Origin of the sequence: Mongoliibacter ruber, from assembly GCF_003003005.1 — a bacterium.
In the GTDB taxonomy this organism is placed as follows: domain Bacteria; phylum Bacteroidota; class Bacteroidia; order Cytophagales; family Cyclobacteriaceae; genus Mongoliibacter; species Mongoliibacter ruber.
In genome coordinates this window covers 1-11,846 of record NZ_PVTR01000002.1, presented here as the reverse complement: position 1 = coordinate 11,846, position 11,846 = coordinate 1, and the positions used below count along the sequence as shown (strand labels likewise).

12 protein-coding genes are annotated in these 11,846 nt (G+C 37.2%); 5 read left to right on the top strand and 7 right to left on the bottom strand.

Annotated features, from left to right (window positions below):
* Positions 1 to 56 precede the first annotated feature (56 nt).
* Positions 57 to 395, bottom strand: a complete 339-nt coding sequence (locus tag CLW00_RS03355) for a hypothetical protein (RefSeq protein ID WP_245917158.1) — start codon at positions 393 to 395, stop codon at positions 57 to 59.
* A gap of 173 nt (positions 396 to 568) precedes the next feature.
* Between CLW00_RS03355 and CLW00_RS03350 the strand changes: the two genes are divergently transcribed.
* Positions 569 to 943 (top strand): UDP-glucuronosyltransferase, encoded by a 375-nt coding sequence (locus CLW00_RS03350; protein WP_106132253.1) that lies wholly within the window; start codon positions 569 to 571, stop codon positions 941 to 943.
* Here CLW00_RS03350 and CLW00_RS03345 read toward each other — a convergent pair.
* Positions 940 to 1,170 (bottom strand): hypothetical protein, encoded by a 231-nt coding sequence (locus CLW00_RS03345; RefSeq protein WP_106132252.1) that lies wholly within the window; start codon positions 1,168 to 1,170, stop codon positions 940 to 942. The two genes, CLW00_RS03350 and CLW00_RS03345, sit on opposite strands and share 4 nt — an antisense overlap.
* A 143-nt stretch (positions 1,171 to 1,313) precedes the next feature.
* Between CLW00_RS03345 and CLW00_RS03340 the strand changes: the two genes are divergently transcribed.
* Positions 1,314 to 2,219: an AEC family transporter gene (locus tag CLW00_RS03340; protein WP_106132251.1), complete on the top strand. Its 906-nt coding sequence runs from the start codon at positions 1,314 to 1,316 to the stop codon at positions 2,217 to 2,219.
* Here the strand turns inward: CLW00_RS03340 and CLW00_RS03335 are convergent, their stop codons facing one another.
* The 5 genes from CLW00_RS03335 to CLW00_RS03315 all read right to left on the bottom strand — a co-directional run bounded on the left by CLW00_RS03335 (position 2,220) and on the right by CLW00_RS03315 (position 7,347).
* On the bottom strand, positions 2,220 to 5,204 hold the full coding sequence (locus CLW00_RS03335; protein WP_106132250.1) for an AsmA-like C-terminal region-containing protein: 2,985 nt from the start codon (positions 5,202 to 5,204) through the stop codon (positions 2,220 to 2,222).
* 117 nt (positions 5,205 to 5,321) lie between these two features.
* On the bottom strand, positions 5,322 to 6,113 hold the full coding sequence (locus CLW00_RS03330; protein ID WP_106132249.1) for an inositol monophosphatase family protein: 792 nt from the start codon (positions 6,111 to 6,113) through the stop codon (positions 5,322 to 5,324).
* A 36-nt stretch (positions 6,114 to 6,149) separates the two neighbouring features.
* Positions 6,150 to 6,839 carry a 16S rRNA (cytidine(1402)-2'-O)-methyltransferase gene (rsmI, locus tag CLW00_RS03325; RefSeq protein WP_106132248.1) on the bottom strand — a complete coding sequence of 230 codons (690 nt, stop codon included), beginning with the start codon at positions 6,837 to 6,839 and terminating at the stop codon, positions 6,150 to 6,152.
* Positions 6,840 to 6,841: 2 nt separating this feature from the next.
* Positions 6,842 to 7,069 carry a 4a-hydroxytetrahydrobiopterin dehydratase gene (locus CLW00_RS03320; RefSeq protein WP_106132247.1) on the bottom strand — a complete coding sequence of 76 codons (228 nt, stop codon included), beginning with the start codon at positions 7,067 to 7,069 and terminating at the stop codon, positions 6,842 to 6,844.
* A gap of 11 nt (positions 7,070 to 7,080) precedes the next feature.
* Positions 7,081 to 7,347, bottom strand: a complete 267-nt coding sequence (locus CLW00_RS03315) for a DUF493 domain-containing protein (RefSeq protein WP_106132246.1) — start codon at positions 7,345 to 7,347, stop codon at positions 7,081 to 7,083.
* A gap of 1,054 nt (positions 7,348 to 8,401) precedes the next feature.
* Between CLW00_RS03315 and CLW00_RS03305 the strand changes: the two genes are divergently transcribed.
* The 3 genes from CLW00_RS03305 (at position 8,402) to CLW00_RS03295 (ending at position 11,602) form a co-directional block, all read left to right on the top strand.
* Positions 8,402 to 9,364 carry a hypothetical protein gene (locus CLW00_RS03305; RefSeq protein WP_106132244.1) on the top strand — a complete coding sequence of 321 codons (963 nt, stop codon included), beginning with the start codon at positions 8,402 to 8,404 and terminating at the stop codon, positions 9,362 to 9,364.
* Between the two features lie 216 nt (positions 9,365 to 9,580).
* The gene (locus tag CLW00_RS03300; protein WP_106132243.1) at positions 9,581 to 10,603 is read left to right on the top strand and encodes a hypothetical protein; all 1,023 of its coding nucleotides are present in this window, start codon (positions 9,581 to 9,583) and stop codon (positions 10,601 to 10,603) included.
* Positions 10,604 to 11,602, top strand: coding sequence for a hypothetical protein (locus tag CLW00_RS03295; RefSeq protein WP_106132242.1), 999 nt, complete (start codon positions 10,604 to 10,606; stop codon positions 11,600 to 11,602).
* Positions 11,603 to 11,846: the final 244 nt, after the last annotated feature.

The following is an 11,846-nucleotide window of genomic DNA, read 5'->3' as shown; positions in this document are numbered from 1 at the left end:
TTTGATGTTTGTTTTAAAAAAAAAGAAAATTGCAGCTGAAAGCTGTTTAAATGATTTTAGCCAATTGTGGGAGGACCTCGGAGATCAAAACCCAAGGATATGGCTTGAAAAAATTCATGTGATAAAAATGTTGATACAATAGTGGCGTTGAACTCAGGGGCAACAGGAACTGCTACTTCGAAATGAAACGCAAAGTATTCTCCATGTGCAATCAAATCCAAAATGATCAATTCCATTTCGGTATGACCATGTTCAGTAGGATCATCACTCTCCTCCTCCAATAAAATTGGGTGGGCGTGTGTAATGATTTTACCGTTTTCTAATTCATGCGAATGGAAGAACAATACACCATTGGCCAAAATACTTAGCATCAAAGCTAAGCTCAGTAGGCTCATTAGCGGTAATATGTTTCTCCAAAGCTTCATTATTCCAAATTGCATCTAATCAACGCGAATATAACAAACATTGTTAAGTTAGACATACCTTTTTTATTTTTATCGCAAAGCAAAATAAATATTTAGGTAAGGCTAAATATATTTTAGTGTAATAAATTCTGTAATTTTCGACTATGATTAATTTTGATTTTAGACCTGAGCGCTACTTTGATGGTACTGGTCCAAATGCTATGCTGGTCAAATTGCTTTACCCAGAAAGTCAATGGGGTGAGGAAATCAGTATATATGCAAATGTGATGGACGGTACATACTATTTTGAAGCTGTTGATTTTTACGGTAATGAAATTAACCTCAATCCAGCTTCGTCTAAATTGCCTCTTACCCTTCAGGAGATTATAATTATGATTGAGACGATGGATATCAATCCTGAACAAGCCCAAGGAAATATAGCCCTTACTCTGAGTGGGATACCTGAAGCCGAAAGCTCAGTTTATCCCGATCTGGAAGCGTATTTTTCCGAAAAAAGAAAAACTTATGGTTTACGTTAAAAATCCAAAATGGTCTCATAATGACGAGACAATACATGGTAAGTCCTAAACCAATAATTGTAGGTCTCAAAAGGAACGCAATCATTGATTTCCATTCCTTGAAACGTTATTGTTTTAATACTTGATTGTGGAAGCCAGCTTCGGAAATCATTGGCCTGATCAATGGTAAGCTGAGCCAATTGGATGACCTTTTCGCCTTTGATGTCCATGGGTATAAGTTTCGTCATTTGTGCTTAATTTTTTGTTTCTACAAATCAACTCATTTATCATTGGTGATTGGTTAACAATTAATTACCCTTCTGTTAAATTTTTAAAAAGTCTGGTTTAATTTCGCTGTCATCTACCAACATTTTACGCATTTCAAAGACACATGCTCAATTTTATTCTGATAGTAGTTTTTTTGATTACTGGACTTATCCTTCAAAAAGTCAGCTTTATCCCTGCTAAGTTTGCCACTTACCTCAACAACTATCTGATTTATATCGTGCTGCCAGCTTTGGCACTGAAATACCTTCCTGGAGTGGAGCTTAAATTTGAATTGCTCTTGCCGATAGGTTCTGCTTGGATCAGTTTTGCGCTTTCTTGGATAATCTTTGGAAGTCTCGGGAAATACCTAAAATGGTCTGATGGGTTGACGGGATGTCTCATTATCACAGCAGGCCTTGCCAATACATCTTTTGTTGGATTTCCTATCGTGAAGGCATTGTATGGTGAAGAAGCGGTCAAAATTGCTCTTTTGATTGATCAGGCAGGGTCATTTATAATTGTAAGTAGTGTTGCAGTGGTGGTGGCATCTATATATAGTGTCGGGAAAAAACGCAAGAGAGATGTCACCAAAAAAATCCTGACTTTTCCCCCTTTTATATTTTTCATTCTTGCTATGGCAATGAATATTTCTTCCCTTGAAACCCCAGCGCTGATTCTCCCCGTACTTGATGTTGTTGCCGCTACCCTGACCCCCATAGCCTTGACAGCTGTAGGCCTTCAGGTCAAAATCAGTATGGCTTCCATCAGTTCGAAATATCTATGGATGGGTTTGGCTTACAAATTGGTTTTGATCCCATTGGTGATATTTGTCCTTTATGCCTTTGTTTTTGAGTTGAAAGGAATGATGCTCAAAGTGTCGGTGATCGAAGCTGCAATGGCGCCAATGATCACAGGATCCATCATTGCCATTACCCATGACTTGGAACCAAAACTGGCATCCCTACTCGTGGGAGTAGGGATACCTCTGTCTTTTCTGACAATAGCAGTATGGTATTTTATTCTGGGTTGATTATGGGATACTCGTGGTATCGGGTTTTGTGGTAGGCCTCTGAGGTCTAAGGACATTTCTCAAAACACTTTTTGCCTCTTCTACAGCACGGTCTTTTGTTTCCGAAGCCTTTCTTTCAGCCTCTCTTTTGACACTGTCTTGTGCTGATTCTGCCCTGGATTTTACCGCCCTTTTAATGCTGTCCTCTGCTGCTTTAAATTGTTGCGTAGCTTGTTCTTGGATGTTGTCCCTTTCTTGACCTACTCTGGAGCGTAGTGCACTGGTTAGGAGGTTTTCGATGCTGTTTCCACCTGCAAGGCTTACCCGTGGACTTGCATAAGTACCTCCCAGATTCAATGCAACTGGTATGATGGTAGATTCTGCTGTCTGAGCTCCGCTAATACTTGAAAGAAGGTTATTGGCCAAAGAACCAAATTTTCCAGCAGGTACCTGCATATTGATGAGGTAGTTGATACTTCCGTCAAAAGAAGTACTTCCCTGAATATTGGCCTGATAGTCCCAGAGTCGTACTTCAAATGGCCTGACCTCCATTACGCCATCGTTGATTTCTATTGGAACATTGATATTTCTTAGCTGAAAGCTATTGGATTCATTCAATCGCGTGACTTGGGATACCGCCTGAAGCAATTGTGGATTCTGATATGCAGCTTCCGCAACTCTTAACAGACCTTTTCCATCAAGCGTAGATAAGATGGGCATCATGTCAGGCCCAAGTTTTCCTGAGAAATTTAACTTTGTATTGAAATTACCTGTCAGGTGTTGGGCTATAGGTGCAAACGCCTTTACAGTATTGAAGCTTTCAAAAGCTCTAGGAATACTTAAACTCGAAATGTCAAGGTCGAAGGCAAAAAGAGGTTCTGTAATATTTCTTGGATCATAGCTACCGCTCATGCTAATTTGCCCACCAAGCGTACTCATGGCAGCATCTCTGAATCGGAGGACACCATCTTTGATAGCAAGATTGCCTCTGACATTTTTTAGACTGAGGTTGTCATACAGTACTTCATCCATATTGACAGCCATTGCAAAGTCAATATTGGTTGGCAATGAAATTACGCTTAATTCTGTGGTGTCTGAAGTGTCGGATGTCATCCATTCGTTGATGTCAAACTTGCTTGAGGACAGGTTCAATTGACCTGTCAAAACCTCGTTTTCTTTTAAGAAATAGTCGAGGTAATTGGATAAAAAGCCGGTGGCCTTTAGTGGACTTTGACCGAGTCTGGAATCGAAGCTCTTTAGGTTGATTCGTTGAGGTGAAAATTCCAGGTCCGAATTGTTGATTCTGACGCCTTGCGGTAGGTCTTTAGAATTGAAATAAAAATCACTTAAGCCCATTTCTCCACGCATGTCAATCCTATTGTATCTGCTTGCTTCCACATCAGCATACGACCCTTTGGTTTGGAGGTCTGCTTTAAGCTTGCCTTCCATGATAATGTCTTCCATAGGAAAAATGGCTAACATTTTACCTAGATCTACCGAGCCTTGTAGCGCGCCGTCCCAGTTGAGTTGTGAGAAATCCCAGATGCGCATATTTCCAGTGACACGCTCATCTTCCAATTCAAACCCAAATTGGGAAAGATTTACCACAAAATCGTCCATTTTACCACTAGGGTTCATAATGGTAGCATTTACATTCAGCTGCTCAATCGGTGCCGGATATTCATCACTTTTTACAAATCCATTACTAAGTGCAAGCTTGGCATTTATTGTTGGGATAATTTGGGCAATGGAGTCGTATTTTCCTTTGGCGGCTGCATCTACATCAAGTATACCCCTCAGAGTAATTCCTTCTACGGGAAAAATAGAGGTCAATTCATCCAAATTCAGCTTTCCCCTTAGTACACCATCCATGGTGTAATCCACCAAATTGGCTAGAGCAAACCTCCCGGATATGGGATTGCTTCCAAAAGTCATGTTAAACTGAGAGATATTGATGGAGGTATTGTCCAAATTATCTGTTGCATTCAAAATGTGCATGTCCACGTTAATATTGCTTACAGGTCTTGGAAGGTCTGGGTATTGGAACATGCCTTCTTCCACTTTGAGTGAAATATCAAAAGAAGGAAGACTATTTTCATTGTATACACCTTTTATAATACCTCTAAAATCCATGGTTCCGGACGTTTGAAGCTTATCAAAGTTCTCTGTGTAAATCCCTGGGACCAATGATAGGATACTTTTAAAGGTGTTGTTTTGACCTTCAAAGGCTAGGTCCATTTCGATGTCGTCTTCCGGTAATGCTATGAAGCCTTGAAGGTCAAAGAGGAAGTCATTGAGGCTGAAGCTGCCATCACCAAGGGTGAATTTAAATTGCTCCAAATCCACATTCAAAACAGTTTCTCCTTTGAATCGCTTACTCCTTAGGTAATTGGTGCCCTCATATGAAACATCTGCAATGTAAGCCTCCATTTGCATAGGCAGGTCATAGACATCCATTGTGAAATCGCCCCTTCCCTCCATGCTGACTTGACCCAAAGCCATAAAAAAATCTAACTGACGGTCATCATATATCAAATCAAGGTCATTTACCTCAATAATATCCACTGCTAATTTGAAATTACTTTCTGTAGTGGGTTCTTCTGATGGAAATGTAATGTCATAATTTGCTATACCATCTTCAAGTACTTTGACATAGAGACTACCACCATCAAGGTGAAGACCGGTGAGTGTGGGGTAGTCGTCAAAAAGAACCGATCTAAGATTGAAATCAACCTGCAATTGATTTACATGAGCCAAGGTATCATTTTGAAAGGGGGAATTCCCGATAATGCCAAATTCTCTTATAGTTGCTGAAATATGGGGAAACCTCTTGAAGATGCTCAAGCTGATATTGTTGAAATCATAATAAACCTGAGCATTTACAGAGGCTTGGATTTCACGGTCTATTCTTTCAGCTATTTTGTCTTTGAAAATAAAAGGCAATGCTACCAATATTCCCAAGATCAGGATAAATATAGAAGCCGCGATCAAAAGTTTCTTTTTCATACAAAAATGATTTTTAGGATTATACGTAATCCCGTTTCAAAGGTGAGGAATCAAACCTGAATTTCGCAATGGTACTTGTTACACAATCAATTGCAAAATTCAGGTAAAGATACGGGGTTACCAGATTTTCTGGATTTCTGTAAGGAACTCTGGATGAATATGCGAATTGCTTGCCAAAATTTCTCTCCCAAACAAAAAATCATTCCCACCTGAAAAATCCGAGACGCTTCCGCCTGCCTCTGATAAAATTACAACACCTGCAGCTACATCATATGGTTTGAGGTCGTATTCGAAAAATCCTTCTGCCCTTCCACAGGCAACATAACATAAGTCTGTAGCAGCTGATCCCAGCCTTCGCAAACCGTGACATGTTTCCATAAGCTTTCTTAAGATTTTCAGGTAGTCATCGATCTTTTCAAATGCAGAATATGGAAAGCCCGTTACGACAAGACTTTCTGAAAGTGTAGCTGGTTTACTGACATGAATAGGTTTGCCGTTCATGAAGGCGCCATTTCCTTTCCTGGCATAAAAACATTCATCAAAATTGACTTCATAGACTACTCCCAAAACCAATTCATCGTGGTGTTTCAGGCCAATGCTGACTGCAAATATGGGAATACCATGAATAAAATTGGTTGTACCATCTAAGGGATCAATGATCCATGTGTAGTCTTTGCCACTCTGAACTGCTGTACCTTCTTCTGCTATAAAATCCGCCTCTGGCAGGATTTCTTTGAGCCTGCTGACAATTATCTTCTCTGCCTCTTTATCGACATAAGAGACAAGGTCATTCAATCCTTTGGATTCGGTTTTACTTCTATCAAATGTTTTGGACTCATTTCTGATAAATGCGCCTGCTGTTTTTGCCGTTTCTATAGTTTTTGTGAGAATTTCCGAAAGGTCATTCATAGGATAAGTTTTTTTGAAATTAAAAATGTGTGATTGTTATTTCCCCTGCACCACCAATACAATCTCTCCTTTGATTGGATTCTCTTGGTAGTAAGTGATCAGTTCAGAAAGCGTGCCCCGCACATTTTCTTCATACAATTTGGTAAGCTCACGGGATACACTTGCCATCCTTTCAGGCCCAAAAGCTTCCGAGAGTTGTTCCAACGTTTTCATCAAGCGGTGTGGGGATTCATAAAAGATCATTGTACGATTTTCCTCCAAGAGGTTTTCTATACGAGTTTTTCGACCTTTTTTATGAGGTAAAAACCCCTCAAAAGTAAACCTGTCATTTGGCAATCCTGAATTGACAAGAGCAGGGACAAATGCAGTAGCCCCTGGAAGGCAATTGACCGTGAGTCCTGCCTCTTTTACCGCCCTGACCAATAAGAAACCTGGATCAGATATCCCCGGAGTGCCTGCATCGCTTACTAAAGCCATTACTTCTCCCTTTTCTAAGCGATCTACCAGTTTTTCTACAGTCTTGTGCTCATTGAAAATATGGTAACTCTGAAGTGGTCTTTGGATCTCCAAATGCTTGAGAAGCTTTCCCGTGGTACGGGTATCCTCAGCCAGGATTACATCTACGGATTTGAGTACTTCTATAGCCCTAAGGGTAATATCCTTGAGGTTGCCAATAGGAGTAGGTACAAGGTAGAGATTTACCTGTGTTGCTTCCTGTTCCGACATGTTTAAATCTTATCGATGGCTTTGGCCAATTTATGGTCTTTTTCTGTCACTTTATTGCCTTCATCATGCGTGGTAAGCTCAATGGTTACCTTGTTGTATACATTACTCCAATTAGGATGATGGCCCTGTGCTTCAGCAAGGAAAGCCACCCTGGTCATAAATGCAAAGGCTTCTTGAAAGTCACCAAATTCAAAAGTTCTGTTCAATTTATTATTTTCTTCTTTCCACATAGTTTTTTTGTTTAAAGTGCAATGACACCTTCAATTTTTGATGCCTTCTCATAAATATCCAAAATAACATCAGAACTGGACATCATGGCTTTGATCGTCACCGATACATATTTGCCTTTTGAGGATTGTTTAAGCTCCATTTTATTGTTGGGCAATAACTTTCCTACCTCCTCTTCTTTACCATTTGGCACAATGAATTTAAACATGTACAAGGATGGAAATGAAGATTGAGCATCCAGTTTTTCCTTAAATGATTCCCGATTAAAGGTGTCTTTCATATTTCTCTAAATTAAAACTTATAAAGCATACTTCGAAGTTTAACCTACTTTAATCTCCAAAAGGTTTCCTGTTTCTTATAGTTCTGAGGAAATATTCAACTCCAACCGTAAAGTACTTCCTGCTGGAAGGCTGGTAATCACACACATTACAAAAAAGGGTTTTGGTCAAATAAAAAGTTCTCTGGACAGATTGGATATTTAAGAGTTAGTTTTAAGTTTAGATAATTCGGATGTAGGCGCCATAATGGCACTTTTCACTCTCAATTGGAATGCTATACGCTATAGTGGCGTGAAGAGAAACGTATCCGAATGCTCGCCTCCCATAGGGATTGCCCTCCGTCTCCAAGCTGAATCCCGTTCTGGTAATTTCAACTTTGGCAAGTGTTCAAAGTTGATCATATCCCTTAATTGTACTAAAAGCTCCTTTCGAGGAGCTTTTATCTTTTGGTTTAGATGAAAAATACCCAGTACAGGGTATTTTTTGGGTAATGGGAAATGGTTAGGTTTAGAGGATCAAAATAACTCTGATAAATTCACTATCAAAATTAGGCTTAGTTATCGATCGTTGGTTAGCTAAGCCTGAAAGTTGTCAGGGGTATATACAAGTTATAGCACATTAGATCAATGAACCATTTAAAGGTAGAATTCAAATGAAAGAGTTTTTAAGGTCCTTTTCATATAGAGAAATCCTTTCTTCTTTGTTTGCTGCCTTGATGTTATTATCACTTGCTTTTTTATTCAGAAACCTAAGTTTGTTTGATTCAAAATATATTGTTCTCAGTTTGGTTATTTTAGGTCCGATTCTCCTTAAACATAGATTTTATTTTTTGGAACACAAAAGGAGAAATCGAATATTGGGAAGGATGATTCACAATCTAATCACTGCCTTATTTATTTTTCTTTTGATTGGAATCAGTTTGAATTTGGTTAACAAGTTTTATCAGATAGGAAGCTATTCAAACTTAATTATTTTATCTGTATTTATAGTTTGCTTGGCTGAATTTGCCTTATCTCTTATAAACCTGATTTTATCAAAGATTTTTAAATTGTCTTTATGGTAAGGGTTTACAGGTTAGTTGGTATTATTATTTTTTCGGCAATGCTGATAGTTTGTTACTTTTTGGAAGTCTCCAGCAAAGAAACTAACCCTGAACAGCACAAAGTTTGGAGTGAAGATTCAATTCTTGATGAAAGCGATTTCTTACGCAGACCTCCATTTTATGAAGGAAAAGCGGCTGCAAGAATTTCTTACAACTATAGGATATTAGATAAACCAGAGGTAAAGGTGGCTGTAATTGTTGATCGATTTCATTCATTCATTCATAAACATCATGCAAGCGATTACTTGATCAGACACGAAGCATATCATTTAAAACTTGCCCATTATTTTGCAACAGAGATTAACCAATCTATTAAAGAAAAAAATCTTACTTACTCAGAAACCCACCAATTTGTAATTGACAGAATCCAAAGAGACAGGCAATATCAAAAATTGTATGATCGAGAAACAAATCATAGCCTCATTAGGGCTAAGCAGGATTATTGGGAATACAAGATTGATTCAATGTTGAACAAATCCATTGACTTTCCAATCTTTCAAGAGACAGAAAATATTGAAGTGTTTTTCCCAGAAACACCTAAGAATCTTGTATTATCTATTGACGATGAAAAATTTAATGGTTATTTGCTTGATAAGTACGGTGTTAAGTTTTGGATAGTTGATATTGAATTTAACAGTAATGATACTCTAACGATAGAAAATTATTTGGTTAAGATCCTTATTGCTATGGGGCAATCGGAGATAATTGTAGATGCAAACATACCTCATCCTAAAGCAATTTTTGAGTCCTATAGTCAAGATACTTTAGAAAATGAATTAGTTTTAGACAAATTACTATTAGGAAAAAAGTCCACTTATTGGTTAAGAACAAGATATCCGATAGTTGAAGAAAATGAAGAAGTTTATAAAAGAATGGCTAACCAATTCTTCAATTCTTTTAAAGTTATTGATGAATGAAAATAAACGTGCTATAACATCACCTTGGATCCAGCGGGCGGTTCAGAGTAAATTGAAAGTTTACTATCTTTAAGAAGTTAGGAGTAGGCTGGATGGGAACGGCTCCTAAAGCCCGCCGTCTCCAAGCTGAATCACGTTAGCGGCAATTTTCACAAAACCCTGAGAATAACAAACAGTCTACCAACAAAAACGTATTTTAGAGTAAAATTAAAGCAAATGAAAATTTTCAATATAGCACATGACGATGTGATTCGTGGTATTTGCGGTTTAGCCGAGACTGACTACAAATACACCCTGGAAAAAATCTATCCACTTATCAATAAACTTGAAGAGCAAAGAAAAATATTAGATTCTAAGTTTTACAAGAGGTTAGAACGGGATATTTTGGCAGGCTGTCTAATGCCGCCTTTGACGCTTGCGTTTGTCAGTAAGGAAAACAATGTAAATAGCCTTGAAGAATTGAGTAATTATATAAATGAAAATATCTCACATGGCTTTATTTTGGATGGCATACAAAGGCTTACTACACTTGAGCGAGCATCTCAAAAGGAAGGATTCAATGGGAATAAAGAAATATTTTTCAACATAATTATCGCCGACAACAAAGACAAACTTTTGTATCGAATGATAACCCTTAACAATGGGCAAAAAGGAATGACCCCCAGACATCAGATTGAAATATTAACAAAAGAACTTTTCGACTTTGAACAATTAGCAATCACAGTCCAAACTGAAAAAGAAAAGTTTGAAAACCCAGTAAAAAACTCTTTCAGCCTTGGAGATATTGCGAAAGGGTATATGGCATTTTTGACAAATAACGTCAATAACGAGAACTCTAAGATTATCGAAGAAAAAATGGATGAGATTCTTGTCGGTAGAATATTGGACAATGATATTTCAAATAACCAGATCGAATTTTATGATGTAATAGCTTTTGTTGCAAGGCATTCCCAAAGCTTATATTGTTTAACCTGGTTGCAAACCGCCAATAATTTTATAGGCTTTAGTGTAGGGTTTAATAATTCGTTTCAACTTTTAAATATGTTAGATTCTAATCAACTTGAAATTGAATTTCAAAAATTTGAAGCAGCCTTCAAAATACTAAATCTATCCAAAATCAATTTAGGGAAATTTAGAAGAGAATTATCTAAAGAATTTATTCAAAACTTGGCGAAATATCGAGAACTCAATATCGAAGAATTAGCTGAAGTCTTTTTTGAATTAACAATTACGGAATAAATGGTTGAGCCTTTTGAATTTTCAGAGATTGATGAACAGGATAGAATATTTACTCAATATCCTAACTTGAAAATTAATAATAGTCCAGCTTTTTATTTAATTCTTAGAGGCATCATTGGGAATATTCAGATAAAGCAGACATTTCGAGAGATTACATTTCAGCAAACACGAGATTTCTTGAATCCAGTTGAAAAGCCTGTCTCAATAGCAGGCGAAGAAAGTAAAAGTGAAACGTCTATTGAAGAAGGCTTAAAGACAGCAATATCAAACCTTCTCGAAGTTTTGAAAACAAAGTGTAAATCTAATCTAGAAATTTTACCTAAATATATTTCGGATACATTCTCATTGAAGGATTTATCAGATGTGCTTTCTGATAGAAGAGCAGTCCATAGAAATAAAAACTTTTTTGAGTCACTTAATAATGAGTTTTCTAACTTTTATTATCATACTTCAAAAGAAAATCACACCGTTGCATTTTTACATCTATACAGAATATTAGAGTTCGTTTCATATTCATTTCCGGTAATGTATGCAGCCAGCACAAAAGACTTTTCAAAATCTTTCGACATTTTAAAAACTCTATTTAGTGGCGACAAAGACAAGGGAGAACTAAAAGTTTTTAAAGATTTTATTGAAAATGTAATGAGTGTTGAAAAAGATTATAAAAGGTTATCTATCGATATAAATATCATTTCTGATTTGGAAGAGTATAATGAAAGGGTATACAATACAATACTCAGCATCTGTGATAAAAGTATTTTTGAAGAACCAAGGAATAAAAAAAATTCAAAGATTTCAATTAAGTTTCCAGAATTCTCAAGTTTTATCATTACGATTCGTAATAGATTTTTTCATTTGAAAAACTCCCAAGACAATAACATTCAAAGCGTTGATATAGTAGACTCAGATTTTTTCTTTAGTTTAATTAATCGGAAGTGTGCATACTTTTTAAGCCTGGTTACATTAGTAGTTATAAAACGGTCGTACTTCCAAAAATAAAACTGCCGCTAACACGCGTTTGGCTGCAATGGGGGTTTTAGTGCTAAACCGAATCCTTTTCGTACTTTAGTACATCTTGCTTGCAATCAAGTGTAATGCATCTTATCCCCCACTGCGCCAAGCGCCAAAACGTTATATGCGATTACCAAAACCCCAACAAGAAGACATTTTGTAAAAAATAAACCAACTTTTTTGTTTCACTATAGGGAAACCTTTGTAATTTTGTAATGTGGAAAAAAATCAG

Excerpts from the sequence above, each read along its gene's own strand:
- CLW00_RS03355 (WP_245917158.1), bottom strand. The coding sequence starts at position 395 with ATGAGCCTACTGAGCTTAGCTTTGATGCTAAGTATTTTGGCCAATGGT.
- CLW00_RS03350 (WP_106132253.1), top strand. The coding sequence starts at position 569 with ATGATTAATTTTGATTTTAGACCTGAGCGCTACTTTGATGGTACTGGT.
- CLW00_RS03345 (WP_106132252.1), bottom strand. The coding sequence starts at position 1,170 with ATGACGAAACTTATACCCATGGACATCAAAGGCGAAAAGGTCATCCAA.
- CLW00_RS03340 (WP_106132251.1), top strand. The coding sequence starts at position 1,314 with ATGCTCAATTTTATTCTGATAGTAGTTTTTTTGATTACTGGACTTATC.
- CLW00_RS03335 (WP_106132250.1), bottom strand. The coding sequence starts at position 5,204 with ATGAAAAAGAAACTTTTGATCGCGGCTTCTATATTTATCCTGATCTTG.
- CLW00_RS03330 (WP_106132249.1), bottom strand. The coding sequence starts at position 6,113 with ATGAATGACCTTTCGGAAATTCTCACAAAAACTATAGAAACGGCAAAA.
- rsmI (WP_106132248.1), bottom strand. The coding sequence starts at position 6,839 with ATGTCGGAACAGGAAGCAACACAGGTAAATCTCTACCTTGTACCTACT.
- CLW00_RS03320 (WP_106132247.1), bottom strand. The coding sequence starts at position 7,069 with ATGTGGAAAGAAGAAAATAATAAATTGAACAGAACTTTTGAATTTGGT.
- CLW00_RS03315 (WP_106132246.1), bottom strand. The coding sequence starts at position 7,347 with ATGAAAGACACCTTTAATCGGGAATCATTTAAGGAAAAACTGGATGCT.
- CLW00_RS03305 (WP_106132244.1), top strand. The coding sequence starts at position 8,402 with ATGGTAAGGGTTTACAGGTTAGTTGGTATTATTATTTTTTCGGCAATG.
- CLW00_RS03300 (WP_106132243.1), top strand. The coding sequence starts at position 9,581 with ATGAAAATTTTCAATATAGCACATGACGATGTGATTCGTGGTATTTGC.
- CLW00_RS03295 (WP_106132242.1), top strand. The coding sequence starts at position 10,604 with ATGGTTGAGCCTTTTGAATTTTCAGAGATTGATGAACAGGATAGAATA.